Annotated in this window: 17 protein-coding genes; all 17 read left to right on the forward strand. The window is 47.8% G+C overall.

From position 1 onward, the window contains the following. The first annotated feature begins 37 nt into the window (after positions 1 to 37). The 17 genes from rlmD to P22_RS12215 all read left to right on the forward strand — a co-directional run bounded on the left by rlmD (position 38) and on the right by P22_RS12215 (position 19,310). Positions 38 to 1,417: a 23S rRNA (uracil(1939)-C(5))-methyltransferase RlmD gene (rlmD, locus tag P22_RS12140; protein WP_054260505.1), complete on the forward strand. Its 1,380-nt coding sequence runs from the start codon at positions 38 to 40 to the stop codon at positions 1,415 to 1,417. Positions 1,418 to 1,804: 387 nt separating this feature from the next. Next, positions 1,805 to 2,017 carry a type II toxin-antitoxin system Phd/YefM family antitoxin gene (locus P22_RS12145; protein WP_216598073.1) on the forward strand — a complete coding sequence of 71 codons (213 nt, stop codon included), beginning with the start codon at positions 1,805 to 1,807 and terminating at the stop codon, positions 2,015 to 2,017. 18 nt (positions 2,018 to 2,035) lie between these two features. Then, positions 2,036 to 4,162, forward strand: coding sequence for a type I restriction-modification system subunit M (locus P22_RS12150; protein WP_054260506.1), 2,127 nt, complete (start codon positions 2,036 to 2,038; stop codon positions 4,160 to 4,162). After that, positions 4,159 to 5,457: a restriction endonuclease subunit S gene (locus tag P22_RS12155; protein WP_054260507.1), complete on the forward strand. Its 1,299-nt coding sequence runs from the start codon at positions 4,159 to 4,161 to the stop codon at positions 5,455 to 5,457. Before P22_RS12150 ends, P22_RS12155 begins: the two co-directional genes overlap by 4 nt. A 25-nt stretch (positions 5,458 to 5,482) precedes the next feature. Then, positions 5,483 to 8,524 (forward strand): DEAD/DEAH box helicase family protein, encoded by a 3,042-nt coding sequence (locus P22_RS12160; protein ID WP_054260508.1) that lies wholly within the window; start codon positions 5,483 to 5,485, stop codon positions 8,522 to 8,524. A gap of 95 nt (positions 8,525 to 8,619) precedes the next feature. Next, positions 8,620 to 10,179, forward strand: coding sequence for an ImmA/IrrE family metallo-endopeptidase (locus tag P22_RS12165; RefSeq protein ID WP_054260509.1), 1,560 nt, complete (start codon positions 8,620 to 8,622; stop codon positions 10,177 to 10,179). A gap of 293 nt (positions 10,180 to 10,472) precedes the next feature. Beyond that, the gene (locus tag P22_RS20925; RefSeq protein ID WP_172675840.1) at positions 10,473 to 10,622 is read left to right on the forward strand and encodes a hypothetical protein; all 150 of its coding nucleotides are present in this window, start codon (positions 10,473 to 10,475) and stop codon (positions 10,620 to 10,622) included. Positions 10,623 to 10,783: 161 nt separating this feature from the next. After that, the gene (locus P22_RS12170; RefSeq protein WP_054260510.1) at positions 10,784 to 11,176 is read left to right on the forward strand and encodes a sigma factor-like helix-turn-helix DNA-binding protein; all 393 of its coding nucleotides are present in this window, start codon (positions 10,784 to 10,786) and stop codon (positions 11,174 to 11,176) included. A gap of 79 nt (positions 11,177 to 11,255) precedes the next feature. Further along, positions 11,256 to 11,480 carry a hypothetical protein gene (locus P22_RS12175; protein ID WP_054260511.1) on the forward strand — a complete coding sequence of 75 codons (225 nt, stop codon included), beginning with the start codon at positions 11,256 to 11,258 and terminating at the stop codon, positions 11,478 to 11,480. Next, positions 11,443 to 11,766 (forward strand): rRNA biogenesis protein rrp5, encoded by a 324-nt coding sequence (locus P22_RS12180; RefSeq protein ID WP_054260512.1) that lies wholly within the window; start codon positions 11,443 to 11,445, stop codon positions 11,764 to 11,766. Before P22_RS12175 ends, P22_RS12180 begins: the two co-directional genes overlap by 38 nt. Continuing rightward, positions 11,763 to 12,899: a DUF2800 domain-containing protein gene (locus P22_RS12185; protein WP_054260513.1), complete on the forward strand. Its 1,137-nt coding sequence runs from the start codon at positions 11,763 to 11,765 to the stop codon at positions 12,897 to 12,899. Before P22_RS12180 ends, P22_RS12185 begins: the two co-directional genes overlap by 4 nt. Before the next feature lie 3 nt (positions 12,900 to 12,902). Continuing rightward, a complete protein-coding gene (locus P22_RS12190; protein ID WP_054260514.1) occupies positions 12,903 to 13,481 on the forward strand; it encodes a DUF2815 family protein in 579 nt (192 codons plus the stop codon). An 83-nt stretch (positions 13,482 to 13,564) separates the two neighbouring features. Then, complete coding sequence (locus tag P22_RS12195) at positions 13,565 to 15,511, forward strand: DNA polymerase (RefSeq protein WP_054260582.1); 1,947 nt, start codon at positions 13,565 to 13,567, stop codon at positions 15,509 to 15,511. Positions 15,512 to 15,665: 154 nt separating this feature from the next. Continuing rightward, on the forward strand, positions 15,666 to 16,334 hold the full coding sequence (locus P22_RS12200) for a Rha family transcriptional regulator (RefSeq protein ID WP_054260515.1): 669 nt from the start codon (positions 15,666 to 15,668) through the stop codon (positions 16,332 to 16,334). Between the two features lie 18 nt (positions 16,335 to 16,352). Then, the gene (locus tag P22_RS12205; RefSeq protein ID WP_054260516.1) at positions 16,353 to 16,559 is read left to right on the forward strand and encodes a hypothetical protein; all 207 of its coding nucleotides are present in this window, start codon (positions 16,353 to 16,355) and stop codon (positions 16,557 to 16,559) included. Beyond that, a complete protein-coding gene (locus P22_RS12210; protein WP_054260517.1) occupies positions 16,559 to 16,990 on the forward strand; it encodes a DUF7768 domain-containing protein in 432 nt (143 codons plus the stop codon). The genes P22_RS12205 and P22_RS12210 overlap by 1 nt, the downstream gene beginning before the upstream one ends. Then, a complete protein-coding gene (locus P22_RS12215; protein ID WP_054260518.1) occupies positions 16,974 to 19,310 on the forward strand; it encodes a virulence-associated E family protein in 2,337 nt (778 codons plus the stop codon). Before P22_RS12210 ends, P22_RS12215 begins: the two co-directional genes overlap by 17 nt. The last annotated feature ends 413 nt before the right edge of the window (positions 19,311 to 19,723 follow it).

The following is a 19,723-nucleotide window of genomic DNA, read 5'->3' on the forward strand; positions in this document are numbered from 1 at the left end:
TAATGGATAGAGTTTTTGGGTGAAAGGTGATTGTATTTTGTCAAAACAGATTTTAATTCCGCCGGTAAAAAAGGGCGGTAGATATACACTGGAGATTGTTGGATTAGGTCATAGCGGAGAAGGCGTGGGCCGCTTGGCGGAGTTTACCGTATTTGTACCGCAGGCCCTGCCGGGAGAGAAAGTTCAGGTATCCGTGATGGAAGTGAAAAAGAATTATGCGAAAGCAAAATTATTGGCTGTGGAAAAGCCTTCGCCTTTTCGGGTGCAGCCGCCGTGTCTGGTTTATGATGTGTGTGGCGGCTGCCAACTGCAGCACCTCAGCTATGAGGGGCAGTTAATCTATAAGCGGCAAAGTGTGGTTGATGCCGTGACCCGCATCGGGAAGCTGCCGGAGGTGCAGGTCCGTGCGACACTAGGGGCGGAGTGCCCCTGGAATTACCGTAATAAAATGCAGTTTCCTGTAGGCAAAGAAAATGGAAACGTTGTGATCGGTTGTTTCGCGCAAGGCACGCATACCATCATTCCTACCGAGACTTGTGCAATTCAACAGGAGGCTAACAACCGTATTGTACGGACTGTACGTTCGGCCATTGATGAGCTGGGTATCAGTATATACAATGAAAAAAGCGGCACCGGCATTATGCGACATGTGGTAGGCCGGGTAGGCGTAGCCACCGGAGAGATTATGGTAGTGCTGGTTACCGCTCAAAAGCATTTGCCGCATAAAGAAAAGCTGATTCAAAGCCTTCGGGAGCATATTCCCGGTCTGATGAGCATTGTGCAGAATGTTAATGAGAAACAGACTAACGTGATTATGGGTGATGATACGCAGACAATTTGGGGGCAGGACACCATCACTGACCGTTTAGGGGAATTTTCTTTTGTTATTTCGGCCCGGTCCTTTTTTCAGGTAAATACGGCACAGGCGGAAATTCTTTACAATAAAGCTGTGGAATATGCCGGTTTATCCGGTACGGAAATTGTTATTGACGCTTATTGCGGAACGGGGACCATTACCCTGTTTTTGGCTAAACGGGCTAAAAAAGTATATGGTATCGAAGTAGTTGCCCCGGCCATCTGGGATGCCAAAGTAAATACCCGCCGGAATGATATTGACAATACCGAATTTATTGTTGGGGATGCAGTGGAAGTGATGCCCCTCCTTTTTAAAGACGGCGTTCGCCCTAAAGTGATTGTCGTAGATCCCCCCCGGGCCGGTTGTGACCGTACGGTTTTAGAAACTTTTCTACATATGCAGCCGCAAAGAATTGTGTATGTATCCTGTAACCCTGCTTCCCTGGCAAGAGATTTAGCCATTTTGGCAGAACATCAGTATATTGTACAGGAAATTCAGCCGGTCGATATGTTCCCGCATACGTACCACGTTGAGACAGTCGCGTTGATAGAGCGGAAGTAGCTTGAAATATAAGGCTTTGCGGGTTTGATGATAATTTGATATGTGTGATTTATGTTCGCCTAGACGTAAGGTCTGGGCGATTTTTTACCCCCGGGGGTAAAGTTTACGCGAAACGGAACTTTTTGGCGTAAGTAAGGAGAGTTTTGCGGGATGGATGGAAAATAGAGAAAAGAGATACATTTAAAAATTACCAAATTGGAGTAGTAGTCGTTTGCTGTTGCTTTGCAGTCAAGCGGCTTTTTTTATTTTTAAGGCCTATTTGCTGCCACTTTCCGCACTGAAGTAACTGTTTTTACAGTTTAATAAAGTCTATAAATAGATACTGAAATTGTAATTGGTTTGTATTATACTATAATGTGGATATTGTTGACAAAGGAGGCGCTAGTTTTGGCGGATAAAAAAACAAAAGAGAAAATGCCAATGGAACATCATAACATCGGTGATTTCCTTCGCGGGCAGTCCTCGAAGATTCTTACATCTTTGGCGGAATCGGACAAAACCGCCTTTGTTTTAAAGAATGGCAAGCCTATAGCGGTTGTAATGTCAAACGAACGCTACGAGAGGCTTCTGAAAGCCGGGATTGACATTAATGAATACTAATTGGGAGGCTCTTAAGCTATGGCTAAAGCAAAAATCACTGAAGTTATGCTGGACGATACTAGTATAAATGTCAGTAAAGAAGTTGATTTGGTCTTCTCAATTGCTAACAGTTTGAGAGGCGCTTATAAACCGGACAAGTACAAAGATGTGATTATCCCGATGATAATCATTCGCCGCTTTGAATGTGCGCTCGCGGAAACAAAGGACGCGGTTATTGCGGCATTTGAGAAAAATCGGAACACACCCGCGCAAATACTGGAAAGTATATCAGGTTATAAATTTTATAACACAAGCCGTTTTACCCTTGCAGAACTGCTGAACGATGCTGATAACATTGTTACTAATTTTATCAGCTACATCGAAGGGTTTTCAGCAAACGTCCAGAGCATTATCCGCAACCTTGACTTTGAAAAAGAAATCTACAAGATGGATAAGAATAACCGCTTGCTGGGTGTGGTCAGAAAGTTTTCTGAACTGGATTTGAATCCTAATACCATCGACGGTATCAAGGCTGGGTATATGTTTGAGGAGATTATCCGCAGGTTTTCTGAAAATGCAGAGGCTGGCGACCACTATACTCCGCGTGAGGTTATCCGGCTGTTAGTAAACATTATCTTGGCGGAAGGCTGTGATGATTTATTTGCCGAGCGCCGAGTAGCAACAGTACTGGATATGGCATGTGGTTCTGGAGGGATGTTGTCGACAACATTTGATTTTATAACGCGCATGAACCCTGATGCGGAGGTTCGTCTTTTCGGTCAGGAAATCAACCCGGAGTCCTATGCCATATGCCTTGCTGATATGCTCATTAAGGGTGAGAATGCCGAAAACATTCGCTTGCAAGACACCATGAAAAAGGATTGTTTTGAAGGACAGTCCATGAGGATTGTCATTGCTAATCCGCCGTTCGGAGCTTCGTGGGGTGGAAAGGATGCGGCAGATGGTGTTGAGAAAGCCGTCAAGGACGAGCATAAAAAAGGAATGGCCGGCCGTTTCCCCGCAGGGTTGCCATCGTCTAGCGATATGCAGCTTTTGTTCATGCAGCATGCTATTTACAAGATGGACAGAAAACTCGGACGCGCGGCAATCATCACCAATGGTTCTCCGCTGTTTTCCGGCAATACCACAAGCGGCGAAAGCCAGATTCGAAGGTATATGCTAGAGAACGATCTTATTGAAGCCATTATCGCACTGCCTACCGATTTGTTCTACAATACAAGCATAGGCATCTACGCCTTTATCCTTTCGAAGAACAAACGCCCGGAGCGTCGTGGGAAAGTTCAGCTTATAAACGCCGTGGATTTTTGGAAGCCGCTTCGCAAATCGCTCGGCAAAAAACGCAAAGAAATATCCCGTGACGATATGCGGCGCATTACCGAGATTTACTCGGAATTCAAGCCGGGCCCGTACTGCAAGATTTTTGACAACGAAGAATTCATGTATAAGGAATACGCCGTCTACCAGCCTTTGCAGCGGACAGGCTCTCTTTCCGCTGCAAATATTGCTGCGCTCAAAACCAGCGCCTTTTTCGCAGCAAATGGCAATCTTTTTAACGAAGCCGAATACGAGGAACTTTTGGAGATGAACCCGCGCGGGCCGGAGGACGAGAAGAAGTTTCAGAAATACCAAAAAGGCAAGGAGCTTATTGATGCAGTTATCGCGATTCTGGAAAAGAACGTCAGCGATACGGAATATAAAGACTTTGCTATATTTACGGAGAAGCTGAAAACACTCATCGGCGATGTGGATGGTATGAGCGCCAGCCGTCTGAACTCTATTGCGATGGAGCTTTCGGTTATGGATAAGACCGCTGTGGTGCAAAAAGATAAAAAGGGCAACCTCATTCCTGACCCGACTACGAAAGACACTGAGATTGTTGGGCTGAAAACTGACGTGGAGGAATATTTTCGGCGAGAGGTCTACCCACATGTTCCTGATGCAATGTATTTCTACGAGTACGACCCGAATAAGAAAACGAGCGCGAGCAACAAGGAAAAACTCGGCGCTGAGTTTCCGTTCACCCGCTATTTCTATGAGTATAAAGAGCCGGAAAAAGCGGACGACTTACTGGCTCAGTTTATTGAGATTGAGAAGGGACTGTCCGGCAAGGTTGCGGCTCTACTGGGAAGTGAGGGTGCAAAATGACGAATGAAATGAAACCCAGCGGTATTGCGTGGATTGGGGATATTCCAGCATCGTGGGAAGTTAAAAGGTTAAAGTATCTGGGGACAGCACGGAATGGTCTGACTTACGCTCCCGAAGATGTACACGATGATGGTGTTCTTGTGTTGCGCTCATCTAATATACAAAATAATGCGTTGGCGTTTGATGATAACGTCTATGTGCAGATGCGAATACCTTCAGAACTTGTTCTGCAAGAAGACGACCTGCTTATTTGTTCTAGGAACGGAAGCCGTGACCTTATAGGCAAATGTGCTCTGATTGATAAGCAGATGGCAGGAAACACATATGGGGCTTTCATGTGTGTTTTCCGCAGTAAATATAACAAGTTTATCCACTATGTTATGCTATCGCATATATTCAGCTTTTATCTTGACCGGTATCTAACCTCAACAATAAACCAGCTGACGAATGCGAACTTAAACGATATCACTATCCCTATTCCACCTGATATGAAAGAACAACAAAGGATAGTTGCGTTCCTTGACGACCGCTGCTCTCAAATCGACTCCATAGTTGCCGACATGGAGCGTCAGGTGGAAATTTTGCAGAAATACAAAAAAGCCCTCATCACAGAAACGGTGACTAAAGGGCTGGATAAGTCCGTACCGATGAAGAACAGCGGGATTGACTGGATTGGCGAGGTGCCGAAGCATTGGGATTTGAAAAAATTAAAACTCTTGGCAACCTTCCACAACGGAGATAGAGGGGAAAATTATCCGCTATCAACCGAAATCGTTAGCGAGGGTATCCCTTTTATCAACGCAGGTCATTTGACCGATGGTCGCGTCCCACTTGATAATATGGATTTTATTACGCCTGACAAATACAAGTTTATGGGCGGTGTAAAACTGCGGCGCAACGACATACTGTATTGCCTCAGAGGAAGTATAGGTAAAAACGCCATAGTTGATTTCGACGAGGGAACGGTAGCATCTTCGCTCGTAGCAATCAGGTGCTTTGCCTGTGTACCAAAGTATGCGTTCTATTGTCTCAATTCGGTATTAGACGATGAGCAACGATTTTTTTATGACAATGGAACAGCACAACCCAACCTTGCGGCAGACAGTTTGAGAAAGTTCCGCATAACTTATCCTCCGATTGAGGAGCAAAAAGCTATTGCTAATTGGCTCGATGCCAAGTGCGCTGAAACGGATGCGCTCATTGCCGAGAAACAACGCTCCATTGATACAATGCGGCAATACAAGAAGTCACTGATTTATGAATATGTCACGGGCAAAAAACGAGTTACCCATTAATCTATAAGCACAGGAGGAGATAATCATGCCGGTAAGAGCAGACCAGCTAAGGGAAAAAGAGGATTACCAGAAGCTGATTTTGGAAGAACTGCACGACCGAAACGGTTTTGTAATCCGTAATTCCAAAACAGATTACAGCGCCGATTACGCTATGGATATCGGTTTGCTGTTCAGTTTTCTGGAAAATACTCAGCCGGATAAAATGGAAAAGCTGCGCAAGTTTTACGGCGACAGGACGGAAAAAACCATTATCAACTATATTAATCAGGAAATAAATAAAAAAAGCCGTAGCCTTGTCGATGTGTTTAAGAACGGCGTGGAGTTCGACAACGGCGTCAAGATAGAACTTATGTACCGCCGTCCTGCCACTTCATACAACCCAAAACAGACCGAACTCTACAAAAAGAATATTCTTTCGGTTATGGAGGAGGTTTGGCACAAAGAGGGCGAGCGTATCGACCTTGTATTGTTCCTCAATGGGCTGGCGATTTTCACAGTGGAACTCAAATGCAATACTTCCGGTCAGAGCTATGAGGACGCTATAAATCAATACAAGCGACGCGATTACAATACCCGCCTATTTAAATTCAAAAGCGGTGTTTTTGCGGCGTTCGCTATGGACTTAAACGAAGTATATTTCTGTACGCAGCTAAAAGGTACATCGTCCTTTTTCATGCCGTTTAATATGGGGCGGCCTAAAGCTGAGGACAAGCCCTATTCGGTAGGCAAAGGGAATCCCCACAACGAAAACGGCATCAACGTTTCCTATATGTGGGAAGACATATGGACAAGAGATAAAATCGCTTTGTTGATTGAGCGGTTCATTTTCATAGAGAAAAAAGAGAAGAAAAACCCGGACACCGGCAAAGTTACACGACCGGAATCTCTGATATTTCCACGCTTTCACCAGCTTCGAGCTATTGAGAAACTGACAGCGGATATCCGCAAGAACCGTACTAGCTGTAATTATTTAATTGAGCACTCGGCAGGTTCAGGAAAAACGAACACCATCGCATGGCTTGCCCACATCCTTGCTTCCCTGCATGATACAAACGACAAAAATGTTTTTAGCAACATTATCATCATAACTGACCGTATAATCGTTGACCGTCAACTGCAGGACGCAGTTATGGGGATAGAACATAAAAGCGGCCAGTTAAAAGTTATGGATGATAATTGCGATTCGGGCGATTTGGCCGATGCGCTCCGTGGTAACACGAAAATCATCGTCACAACGGTGCATAAGTTTTTTTACATCATGGATAATAATCTGCTCGGCGGTCTGAAGGATAAGACATTTGCCGTTCTAATAGATGAGGCGCATTCCTCCACCGAAGGAATGCTTATGCAAGCGGTCACTACAACGCTGTCCGGCGGCGAGGCACAACGAGTAAAATTTGATGGCATAGACGATGTTGATCCGGATGACGACGATGAGAAGACCGTTGAAGATAGAATTATTGAGGAGATACAGAAAAGCGGCAAGCAGCCAAACGTGTCCATGATTGCATTTACCGCAACACCAAAGCCTGGCACGATACAGCTTTTTGGCACGCTGAACGACAAGGGTAAAAAGGTAGCTTTCGACCTTTACACCATGCGACAGGCCATTGAGGAAGGATATATACTTAATGTGCTTGACAACTATGTCACTTGGAAAACCTACTTCACCTTGAATAAAGCAATTGAGGAAGACCCGGAATTACAGTCCATTACTGCAAAACAGAAAATTGCGCGATTTATCGATCTGCACGATACCAATATTTCGCAAAAGATTGAAATTATCATTGAGCATTTCCGGCGTAATGTTTCGCCTTCCCTTGGCGGCAAGGCGAAAGCTATGGTGGTTACGTCATCACGGGAAGCGGCGGTTAAATATAAAAAGGAATTCGAGCGATACATTGAGTTGCACGGTTATACGAACATTCGTGCCCTCGTAGCATTTACCGGCAAGGTAACAATAAACGGCACATCGTACACAGAGGCTTCTATGAATGCTTTCAGCGAAGAAGCGCTGCGCGAGGAATTTGACAAAAGCATCTACCAAGTCCTGCTGGTGGCGAATAAGTACCAGACGGGCTTTGATCAACCGAAACTGGTAGCGATGTATGTTGACAAAAAACTGAAAGGCGTTTCAGCAGTGCAGACATTGTCGCGGCTCAACAGAATCTGCCCGCCTTATGACAAAAGGACGTTTGTACTGGATTTCAAGAATGAGTATGCAGATATCCAAAGTGCATTTTCACCGTATTACGAGGATACGGAGTTGTTCCAAACCGTCTCCCCGTCCGACATACGGGAACTGGAACAAGAAATCGAACGTTATGACATCCTTAATGAAAGAGATATAGACGAGTTTAACGACCTGCTCTACCTGCCGAAGCGTACCTCAAAGGAAAAGGCACGGATGTGGTCGCTTCTTGATAAATCCCTGCAGGAGGTTAGGAAAAAGCCTGATCAAGAGCAGGGCGCTATCCGTACAACGATCCGCCGTTTTCTGAAGTCTTATTGCTTCCTTATTCAGGCAACCTGCTATGAAAACGTAGACTTGCATAAGCGGTACAATTTCCTTTCCTATCTGGTGAAAGAAATTGAAGTTAGGGGCGGCAATGACTTTGAGATTGCGGACAAGATAACGGTAAGCGACTTTGAGCAGAAACAGACTTCGGTCAATACAAACCCGGACATTGAGTCTAAGCCGGAAGTCAAAATGAAAAAACCAAAAGCGGCCGAGCCAGAAATACAGCAGCTAAAAATGCTCTCCGTCATTATAGATGAGATAAACGCCATATACGGCAACAAATACGAACCAGGTGTTGCTTCAAAATCAGCGCTGCAGATTCGCGACCTCCTGCTTCAGGACGAGCGGCTGAAGGCGAGCGCAAAAAACAACCCGCTTTCTGACTTCAAATTTATCTATGAGGACAGCGTTTCTGACGCTCTTGTTGCGGGATATGAGCAGAATGTAGATTTCTATACGTTGCTTTTGGGAAACGCAGAACTGCGTGAACGCATTACAAATGTGTTTATGGAAGAAATCTATCGGACACTGAGAGAAGGAAATTAGAGACAAAAAGCTGGTAATAACAGGGTCGTGCGCAATCCAGCGCCGCCCTGTCTCTCGTTCCGAAAAAATTCTCGAATTGTTACGGAGAGGGGCATATGAATTATTATTATGATCCGAAGTCTTTTGTACCCATTAACGTCTATAGGGACAACTATGACGAAGTTGCAGAAGACTTTTTGAAAAAATACTGCCCGGAAGCTTTGACGATGCCAATGGCTGTTCCGATATTCGACATCGCCAGGAAGAAAATCCAATTGACGGTTATTGATACTGAGCAACTTTCCGAAAACCGCGATGTATTAGGAACTATTGCTTTTTTTGATGGCCAAATCGAAGTTTATGATCCTGGCACAAAGGGAACTATTGCCTTTGATGTTAAGCGAGGCACAGTTTTAATCGACTGTACTATAAATAATGAGGGACGCGAAAATAACACAATGGCGCACGAATGCGTTCATTGGTTTATTCATCGTAACTATTTTAGCAATTTACGCAAAAAAGCAGTTGATTCGGATATTGCATTCCGGTGTCCAGTTCGCGGATTTAATGGTAACGATGACTTGTCGCGCGACGAGGAAAGAATGGAAAATCAGGCAAGGGGTATCGCTCCTCGGATACTCATGCCCAAAATAACGACAAAAATAAAGCTGCAAGAGCTTTTTGTTGCACATTCTTATTCAACAGAAAATCCGAATCGCATAGCAGTACTAACTGATATTGTAGATGAATTAGCCATGTTTTTCCGTGTGTCAAAAGAATCTGCTAAATACCGTATGGTTGATTTAGGGTTCATGAGTTATGAAGATTCTCTGGAAATCTATAATTATGATAACAACGGTGCTTTTGAGTGGGATGCTGACACGCATCCGCTTACGGTTAAATCAAGCGACCGCCCTCTCACGCGCCGTATTAACATGGGTAATGCTTTTTATGAATACAGCAAAAATGAGCAATTCCGCGAAACACTCCAGCGGGGGCGCTTCCGTTATGTAGAGAATGCTTTTGTCATTGATAATGAGAAATATGTTTACAAAAATGACGATGGAGAATTACGACTTACTCCATATGCAAGACAGCACCCGGAAGAGTGCACCTTAATATTTACATATACTATAAACCTTGACTTCGGAAGTGCGGGAAAAGTCCCTTCAAATATGATGGGGTTATTAACCCGTGTTGAAACTTCAAGCAAGAAACTGCCGAAGTATACACATAACGTACAAAACGATCTTGTAATTGAAAATGCGGCGACCTTTAAGGAGGAGTTTGAGAAAAAGTATGCCCGCTTTGTTGCTACAACAAAAACGTTTTCGCAGCGCGCCGCAGAACATATGGCTGCCCAAAAATGGAATGCCACTATTTTTGCAGAAAGAACTCAACTGGAACCAAACAACTACTATCGGATAATGCGTAATGAGACAAATCATCCTTCCGTTGAAACAGTGCTGGCTATTTGCATTGGATTGCAACTGAGTTCGATGGAAAGAGAGGAATTATTGGCTTTGGCAGGACACAAGCTGCAAAACTCTCCAAAACATTTTGCTTATAGCCTTATATTCGATACCTACAAAATTATGTCCGTACACGATTTTAACGCAGCTTATGCATCGCTGGAAATTGAGCCTTCTGGAAAGTTGCCTCTTAGGACAGCTTGATGACAGGAAAATTCTTTGAATGCTGTACATCTGAAAAGGTGTACGGTTTTTTTTTTGCTTTTTTTCAAAAGTCTTTGACATGAGATGTCAGAAATTCAAGCGAGCTGGATACAGCAGATACTTCAAATTTGTACCAATCTACAAAATCAGCCATTATCCAGAAAACTGCAAAACCTGTTATATTAGCCGGTTTTGCTCTGACATTGCATGATACGACTTCGAAAGGCGCAATCATTAAAATTTACATAGACGGTTAGACAAGCCGTACTTTTCGGAAAAGGAGAGCCAATGCAGTGCGAGATATAAGGAACAGCAAAGGCAAGCTGGTCTGTCGTTTAGACGAAAAAGCTGGAATTGTCGAAATCGTATATAAAGGCTGTAAGACGCTGATTCGTTTTAAGTCGGATGGCACGGCAGAAATCATTAACACAGAAGTCGCTTAACCTAAATACAAGTCAATAGCGAAAATCCGCAGAACCGCGAGACGGGCAGGATGACACCAATCACTGGTGTTCCCGCCCGTTTCTTTTTGTTTCTACGGATTTGAGACATCGGCCTCCTGCGGATTTTCAAGCCAACTTTTGAAAATCGCAGGAGGAAAACAATGTTAATCAATTACAAAGATGCCAACGGCAAAATCATTGAACTAGAAGTGTCCGAGGAAGTCGGAACCTTTTATCTGGAGTCAATCGAAGCGGAGAAAAAGAACGATCGCAAGAATTCGCGCCATGATCGTCACTCACAGCTATCCACCTTTGAATACGAGGACATCCGCTATTTCAGCGATGGTACCGACCTTCTCGCAGATCTTATTGAATCTGAAGTCGTCAGCCACGTCATGTCCTGCCTTAATGATCGGCAGAAATACCTAATACGCAAGTGCTTTCTGGAAGGTTGGTCGTATACAGATCTCGCCGCCCTGGAGGGCAAGGACGAATCCGCTATTCGCCATGCTGTAAATCGAGCAATTAACAAAATGAAGAAAAGTTTAGAATAGATCGTCCGAAATTGACCTTTCCCAAGGCTTACATTAGAAGGCACACATAATCAGCCTTCGGAAAGGCAAGGTGATCCATATGAAGCACATGCTCAAAATCAGTGTTTCCAAGGAACCGAAAGACGGCGGGATTGTTGGTTGTCGGCACGTCACCGTCCGGGAAAAGCTGCTCCGGATGCTTTTTGGCGACAAGCGGCGGCTGACGGTTATTATCCCTGGGGACAGCGTAAAAGCGCTATCAATCATTGAAGAAGGAGGTGAGAGTTATGATTCAACCCAAGCTGCTGCTAAACCTGGCTCGTGACTTGCGTTCCCTTGCGGCCAGCATTCAGGCGGTCGCTGATACAATGACGGACAATGGACCTACTGAAGCGGCTCAACCGGAAACGCCAGTATCCGCGAAGGAAACGGAGCCGAAGGCAAAGACGGTCACGCTGGAAGAGGTTCGTGCGGTGCTGGCTGACAAAAGCCAGCAGGGTCATACCGCCGAGGTGCGGATGCTGCTGGAGAAGTACGGTGCGCCAAAACTCAGTCAGATCGATCCGGCGAACTATGCCGCGCTGCTGGCGGATGCGGAGCGCCTGAAATGAACGGAGAAAAACAACATGCTCTGCTGTCCGCTTCCGGCGCGCATCGCTGGCTGAATTGCACTCCATCCGCGCGGTTGGAGCGTGAGTTTGATGATAATAGCGGAGAAGCCGCAGCCGAAGGCACGGCCGCCCATGCACTTGCGGAACATAAGCTGCGGCGCGCGCTGAAGATGCGCTCGAAAAAACCCGTCTCCAAGTACGACTCCGACGAGATGGACAGCTACACGGATGGTTACGTAGAGTTCGTGCTGGAACTTATCGAACAGGCAAAACAAACCTGCCCTGACCCCAAGGTGCTAATTGAGCAGCGTCTGGACTTTTCCAAGTATGTGCCGGACGGTTTCGGCACCGGCGACTGCGTGATCATTGCGGACGGAACGCTCCACATCGTGGACTACAAGCACGGCCAGGGCGTTTTGGTGGAAGCTGAGGACAACCCACAGATGAAGCTGTATGCCCTCGGTGCTTTGGAACTATTTGACAACATCTATGACATCGACACGGTGTCTATGACCATCTACCAGCCCCGCCGCGAGAATATCAGCACTCATAAGGTGAACAAGGACAGTCTGTATCAATGGGCGGAGGATACTCTTAAGCATACGGCAGAAAAGGCTTTCAAAGGTGAAGGTGAGTACGTTCCTGGTGAATACTGTCAGTTCTGCCGGGCGGCGGTTAAGTGCCGCGCCCGTGCGGAGGAAAAACTCAGCCTTGCCCGGTTTGAGTTTGCCTTGCCGCCGCTTTTAACAGACGGGGAGATTGAGGAGATCCTCTCCAAGCTGGACGACCTCACCGCGTGGGCAAATGACATCAAGGCTTACGCGCTGGAGGCGGCGGTTAGTTACGGCAAGGAGTGGAGCGGGTTCAAGCTGGTTGAGGGGCGCTCCAACCGCAAGTATGCTAACGAAGATGCTGTTGCGGAAGCGGCAAAAGCGGCCGGATACCGCGACATCTATCGCCAGAGCCTTATTACCATCACCGAGATGGAACGGCTTATGGGCAAGGCTAAATTTCAGGAAATCCTCGGCGCTTTTATCGAAAGACCGCCAGGTAAGCCGACGCTGGTGCCGCTTTCGGACAAGCGCCCGGCAATAAATGCATCAAGTGCAAAAATTGATTTTATGGAGGAATGAACTATGTCGAATGCAGCCAACAGAGTCAATACGGGAAGTCGAGTCAATCCAACAAAGGTCGTCACCGGTGTGGTGCGCCTGTCCTACGCCAATGTACACGAGCCCAAATCTATCAATGGAGGTACGCCAAAATACAGCGTAAGCTTGATCATTCCCAAGTCGGATAACAAGACTATCAGCGCTATTCAAAAGGCAATTGATGCGGCAATTGAGGAAGGGCGCGGCAAATTTGGCGGCAAGATTCCGAACAAGGCCGCTCTGAAACTCCCGCTGCGCGATGGTGATATTGACCGTCCCGACGATGCAGCCTACACGAACTGCTATTTCGTGAATGCCAACAGTAGCACAGCGCCGGAAATCGTGGACAAGTCACTCAACCCTATCCTGAACCGCTCGGAAGTCTACTCCGGCGTGTACGCGAGGGTCAGTGTCAACTTCTATGCCTTCAATTCCAACGGCAACCGCGGCATCGCCTGCGGTCTTGGCAACATCCAGAAAATTCGCGACGGGGAGCCGCTCGGCGGCAAGACAAGCGCTGCTGACGATTTCGCCACCGACCCTGATGAGGACTTCCTGTCGTGAGGTCCAGGCAAATTGCTGCAGAGGGAGTAAACGCCGCTCCCTCTGCGGCTTCTGTCAAAACAGAAGATATATCGGTGAATCACATAAAATCACTCTCGCTGGATCTGGAAACCTATTCGTCAGTCGACCTTGGAAAATCAGGTGTTTACAAATATGTCGAGTCACTTGACTTCGAAATCATTCTTTTTGGATATTCCATTGACGGCGGTGAGATTAAGGTAGTCGACCTTGCAAATGGAGAAACGATACCACCTGAAATTGTCGCCGCACTGACAGATGAGAACGTGATGAAATGGGCTTTCAACGCCCAGTTCGAACGAATTTGCCTGTCAAAGTGGCTGGGGTTACCTACTGGTCAATATCTAGACCCGCGGTCATGGCGCTGCACGATGGTATGGGCGGCCTATATGGGCCTGCCCCTCTCTCTCGAAGGGTCTGGCATGGTATTGGGCTTGGAGAAACAGAAACTTGCGGAGGGAAGAGACCTCATCCGCTATTTCTGCCAACCATGTAAACCCACCGCCGCCAACGGACAGCGGACGCGCAACCTGCCGAGCCATGCTCCAGACAAGTGGGCCGCATTCAAGGCATACAACCGCCGTGATGTGGAAACCGAGATGTCCATTCAGGAAAAGCTGACAAAGTTTCCTGTGCCGGACAGCGTATGGGCTGAATACCACATCGACCAGGCGATAAACGACCGTGGCGTGGCTCTCGACATGCCGTTCGTCCAGTCCGCCATTCAAGCGGATGAACGGTCACGAGCCGAACTGACCCGCCTGATGCGCGAACTCACGGAACTGGAAAATCCCAACTCGGTGGCGCAGATGAAGCGGTGGCTTGCCGAGCATGGACTTGAAACCGACACGCTGGGCAAGAAGGCAGTGACGGAACTTTTGAAGACTGCGCCGGAGCCGCTTGGCAAGGCGCTAGAGCTCAGGCAGTCGCTGGCAAAATCATCGGTCAAAAAATACATGGCGATGGAAAACGCCGTCTGCGCCGACGGACGCGCTCGCGGGATGTTCCAGTTTTACGGCGCCAATCGCACCGGCAGGTGGGCCGGCCGGTTGATACAATTACAAAACTTGCCTCAGAACCACATGCTCGATCTGGAACAGGCCCGCAGCCTTGTTAAGTCCGGCAACTTCGCCGCGCTAGATATGCTCTACGATTCCGTGCCGGCGGTGCTGTCAGAACTCATCCGTACTGCCTTTATTCCCAAACCGGGCCTAAAGTTTATCGTAGCAGACTTTTCCGCGATCGAAGCTAGGGTTATTGCCTGGCTTGCCGGTGAAAAGTGGCGCAATGAGGTATTTGCTACCCACGGCAAAATCTATGAAGCATCAGCAAGCCGGATGTTTCACGTCCCGATTGAAGAAATCACCAAGGGCAGCCCGCTCCGGCAGAAAGGGAAAATTGCAGAACTGGCCCTGGGATATGGCGGCTCGGTCGGGGCGCTCAAAACAATGGGGGCATTAGACATGGGCCTCAGCGAAGAGGAACTTCGGCCGCTGGTGGCGGCGTGGCGATCAGCCAATCCCAACATCGTAAAACTGTGGTGGGGTGTAGATAAAGCGGCCATGACCGCGGTTAGGGAACGGACAACATCTTCAACCCATGGCATCCGTTTTGAGTGTAAGAGCGGCATGCTTTTCATTACCCTGCCATCCGGCCGGCGGCTTGCCTATGTGAAGCCCCGAATTGGCATAAACCAATTCGGCTCAGACTGCGTGACCTATGAAGGGGTGGGCGTTGCGAAAAAGTGGAAGCGCATCGAAACCTACGGCCCCAAACTCGTCGAAAACATCGTGCAGGCAATAAGCCGCGACATCCTTTGTCACGCCATGGGGCGGCTTAATAGCGCGGGCTTCCCCATTGTGATGAGCGTGCATGATGAAGTGGTGCTTGAAGTGACAAACGGCGTTTCCCCAGAAGAAGTGTGCCGAATCATGGCTGAAACTCCGCCCTGGGCAAAAGGACTTATTTTACGTGCCGATGGCTTTATGTGCCCGTTTTATAAAAAAGACTAAGAAAATATTTTGTGAAACCGTCCGATTCTGCTCCTTTTCTTGGCATATAGCGAAAAAGGCACAAAAAAAAATGACGGTTATGGTACTCAAACAGCGGCGAACTGTCCTTTGATAATTAGAAGGCATCGATGCCTTCGAGATTGGAGGTTATGCAATGAAAGAACTCGTTCCCAAAGACAAATATGGAGTATTTGCGGATGCCAACGATACCGCCCGGGTAGATAGCTTGTATGTCGCCAAATATTTTGAGAAAGAGCATTTTCACGTTCTTCGTGACATAGCGAGAATCACTGACACCAAATCTGGATTAAGCGAAGACTTCACTCAATCCAATTTTGAGCGGACCTTTTACCGGGACAGCACTGGGAGAAAACTGCCTTGCTACATGATGACCCGTGACGGTTTTACCATGCTGGTTATGGGGTACACCGGCAAAAAGGCAATGCGGTTTAAAGAATTGTATATCCGACGCTTCAACGAGATGGAAAACTTTATCCAAACCCTTGTTACTGCCCGTAAGGATTTTCCGCTGCTGACGGAAAATATCCGGCTGCTGCATGAAAATCCCAAACCATATCACTTTAGCAACGAATGTGACATGATTAACCGCATCGTTACCGGAATGACGGCAAAACAGTTCAGAGAAGCTCACGGGCTGGAAAAAGGCAAAAGCATTCGTCCTTACCTAACTGATGACCAAGTTCGGATGCTGGAGACGCTGCAAAAGGTCGATATCGGGCTTTTAGTTGCCGTACCGGACTATGAACAGCGCAAACGCTATCTGGAATGGTACAAGGCAAAGCTAATGGAAAAAACAGCATAACGCAAGGAGGCTATTAAAATGTTTTATATCAAAACGCAAATCAACGACGCAGTCGATTTAACTGCCGAAATCCACGATGATAACGTGTTTACCCGATGCCCCGAATGTGGCAGGGAACTTGCCATCGACCTTGTGGAACTGCTGCAGGGCGGTGAAAGCGACTTGTACGGTACGGCGGTTTACTGCGCCGAATGCAGCCGGAAGCGCTGTGAGGGGGTGGGCTGATGGACAGGCGTAACAGCGAAGGCTATCCGGACCCCACCGTCGCCGAAGCGTTATCAAATGTGGCGCGGGAGGAAAAGGTCAAGCAATACCGCCCGCTCGTCTATATCTGCTCTCCTTTCGCCGGTGAGACTGAATACAACATCAGTCGTGCGCGGGGGTACTGCCGGTTTGCAATCAGCAAGGGATGCATCCCTTTGGCCCCACATCTCCTGTTTCCGCAGTTCATGGACGAAAGTGACCGCCAGCAGCGCGAGTTGGGTTTGTTTTTCGCGCTGGTTTTGCTGGGGAAATGCAATGAGGTATGGGTGTTTGGCAGCCGGATCTCCGACGGCATGAGCCGGGAAATAGCCGAAGCTAGAAAACGCGGTCTACCTATCAGGTATTGGAACAGCCGATGCGAGGAGGTAATGCCCCATGGACTATCTCGTTAAGATATCCGTCTGCAATCGCAAAACGGATAAAAAATACAAAAATCAAGAGCGGCCCTGGCGTTACCTGAAAGAACGAAACCGCAGCCCAGTGCGCACCTCGGAAACGGCAGAAGAATACCCCAAACTCCCCAAAGCCGAGCGCGATGCGGCCAAAGACCATGGCGGCTTCGTGGGTGGCTGGCTAAAGGGCGGCATCCGTAAGAACGGAAACGTCCTCTGCCGCACCCTTGGGGCGCTCGATGCGGACAAAATCCCAGCCGATACCGACTTTCCGGCCCTGGTAAAACAAGCCCTTGCCGGCAACGATTATTTTATCTACTCTACCCACAGCCATACACCCGCCGCGCCGCGCTACCGGATCGTCATCCGGCTGGGGCGTGAAGTAACCGAAGACGAGTATCCGGCGCTCATGCGGATGGTGGCCAAACAAATTGGCCTGGACTACTTTGACGACACCACCTACCAAGCTAACCGCATGATGTACTGGGCCTCTTGCCCGGCAAACGCCGACTTCTTCTTTGCCGAAAATGACGGCGAGCCGCTAAATCCGGATACCTATCTTGCGATGTATGAAGATTGGCGGGATGTAACCCAATGGCCGCTATCATCCCGGGAAAGTGAAGTAAAGCAGCGCGAAAAGGCCGAGCAGCAAGACCCCTTGGCTAAAACCGGCATCGTCGGCGCCTTTTGCCGGGCCTATTCGATTGAAGATGCCATAGCGGTGTTCCTAAGCGACATCTACGAGCCGTCAGCCATTACCGGCCGCTATGACTACATTCCTGCCGACAGCACCGCCGGAGTTGTGCTCTATGACGGCAAATGGGCCTATTCCCACCACGCCACCGACCCAGCCTGCGGCAGGCTCCTTAATGCGTTTGACCTTGTGCGCATCCACAGATTCGGCGATCTTGACGAGAAAGCGTCATATAAGGCGATGTGCGAGTTTGCCGTTAAAGACGAGCGGGTCAACGCCATTTTGCTTGCCGAGCGAAAAAAACAGGCTGGCTTGGAATTTACCGCAGACACTGATTGGATAAAGGCTTTGCAGCGAGATAAAAGCGGGCTTTTGCTAAATAATCTGCATAATATCAGGCTCATCTTGGAAAACGATCCAAACCTGCAGGGGATAGTGTTCAACCAGCTTGCAGATAACCTAGAAATCAAGGGTGAAGTACCGTGGAAACATCCCAGCCGTTTTTGGCGCGATGCAGATGATGCCCAACTTATCAGCTACATCGACTCTAATTACGGCACATTCTCATCCCGCAATTATGAAATTGCGGTCACCAAAGTGGCTGATGACCGCTCATACCATCCAATCCGCGAGTATTTAAACTCACTGCCGCCGTGGGATGGTGTGCCGCGGGTAGAAAAGCTCTTAACCGTTTATCTTGGGGCGGAAGATAACCGTTATGTCCGTGCAGTAATGCGAAAAACACTTTGCGCCGCCGTTGCCCGGGTGCTTAATCCTGGCATCAAATTTGACAACATCCTCGTTTTGAACGGCCCGCAAGGAGCGGGTAAATCAACACTCATTGCCAAGTTAGGCGGCGACTGGTATTCCGACAGCCTGTCGCTTACGGATATGAACGACAAAACCGCCGCCGAAAAATTGCAAGGATACTGGCTCCTTGAAATCGGTGAACTGGCCGGGATGAAGAAAGCCGACATCGATAAGGTGAAAGCGTTCATCTCGCGTCAAGACGATAAGTACCGTGCTAGTTTCGGGCGGCGCGTTACCTCTCATCCCAGACAGTGCGTATTTTTTGGGACGACTAACTCCGAGAAAGGATATCTCCGTGACATTACCGGCAACCGCCGCTTTTGGACAGTCAAAACACCAGGCAACGGCATTAAACGCACTTGGCAGTTAACCGACGCTGATGTTCGGCAGATTTGGGCGGAAGCGCTTGTTTATGTGAAAGCCGGCGAAAAACTCTACCTGGATGCTGAATTAGAAAAACTCGCCAAAGCCGAGCAGCGCGAAGCCATGGAGATGGATGAACGTGAGGGCTTGGTGCGCAAATACTTGGACACGCCGCTTCCCGACAACTGGGAGACGATGAACGTTTACGAGCGGCGAGAGTATATCCACTCCCCGGATGAACTGACATTGCCGCAAGGCAAAACCCACCGCCAAACAGTCACCAATATTGAAATTTGGTGCGAGTGCTTTGGCAAAAAGCAAGAAGACCTAAAACCGGTGGACAGCTATGCAATTGCAGCAATTATGGAGCGGATTGAAGGCTGGGAGAAAACAGGCAAACACATATCACTGCCAATTTACGGCAAACAGCGTTATTACCATCGGACAAACTAGAATAGGCAATCCACAGTAAAATCATGAGTTCAAGCCGCTAGCTACTGTGATGCGCTCGGCATTTGCCCTAGTTGAATTGCCGATAAGCAGTCCGCGCAGAACAACCCACCGCTTGTTCTTGAGTTGTGCCTAAAGTTGTTACCGCTAAAAATGCTTGAAATTACTAGGGGAAACGGTTGTCTAGAACAAGTGAACAACTTATCTATATTAGATTAAATTTTTTATATATAAGAGAGATGTTACCTGTGCGCGTGTGCGCGTATGCACGCGTATACGCGCGTATAAGAAAATTTTGTGCAAGTTGTTGCAGCAATCCTTCAAAGCCTAGTAAAATCAAGGCTTCGAGCAGGAACAACTTTAGGGAACAACTCAGAACAAGAACAAGTCAAATCACTAAGAGGGCAAACGAATGG

It is taken from the genome of Propionispora sp. 2/2-37 (assembly GCF_001298735.1).
In the GTDB taxonomy this organism is placed as follows: Bacteria; Bacillota; Negativicutes; order Propionisporales; family Propionisporaceae; genus Propionispora.

Bases quoted from the DNA above. Each gene is read 5' to 3' on its own strand.
- P22_RS12150 (WP_054260506.1), top strand. From the start codon at position 2,036: ATGGCTAAAGCAAAAATCACTGAAGTTATGCTGGACGATACTAGTATA.
- P22_RS12155 (WP_054260507.1), top strand. From the start codon at position 4,159: ATGACGAATGAAATGAAACCCAGCGGTATTGCGTGGATTGGGGATATT.
- P22_RS12160 (WP_054260508.1), top strand. From the start codon at position 5,483: ATGCCGGTAAGAGCAGACCAGCTAAGGGAAAAAGAGGATTACCAGAAG.
- P22_RS12165 (WP_054260509.1), top strand. From the start codon at position 8,620: ATGAATTATTATTATGATCCGAAGTCTTTTGTACCCATTAACGTCTAT.
- P22_RS12170 (WP_054260510.1), top strand. From the start codon at position 10,784: ATGTTAATCAATTACAAAGATGCCAACGGCAAAATCATTGAACTAGAA.
- P22_RS12175 (WP_054260511.1), top strand. From the start codon at position 11,256: ATGAAGCACATGCTCAAAATCAGTGTTTCCAAGGAACCGAAAGACGGC.
- P22_RS12180 (WP_054260512.1), top strand. From the start codon at position 11,443: ATGATTCAACCCAAGCTGCTGCTAAACCTGGCTCGTGACTTGCGTTCC.
- P22_RS12185 (WP_054260513.1), top strand. From the start codon at position 11,763: ATGAACGGAGAAAAACAACATGCTCTGCTGTCCGCTTCCGGCGCGCAT.
- P22_RS12190 (WP_054260514.1), top strand. From the start codon at position 12,903: ATGTCGAATGCAGCCAACAGAGTCAATACGGGAAGTCGAGTCAATCCA.
- P22_RS12200 (WP_054260515.1), top strand. From the start codon at position 15,666: ATGAAAGAACTCGTTCCCAAAGACAAATATGGAGTATTTGCGGATGCC.
- P22_RS12205 (WP_054260516.1), top strand. From the start codon at position 16,353: ATGTTTTATATCAAAACGCAAATCAACGACGCAGTCGATTTAACTGCC.
- P22_RS12210 (WP_054260517.1), top strand. From the start codon at position 16,559: ATGGACAGGCGTAACAGCGAAGGCTATCCGGACCCCACCGTCGCCGAA.
- P22_RS12215 (WP_054260518.1), top strand. From the start codon at position 16,974: ATGGACTATCTCGTTAAGATATCCGTCTGCAATCGCAAAACGGATAAA.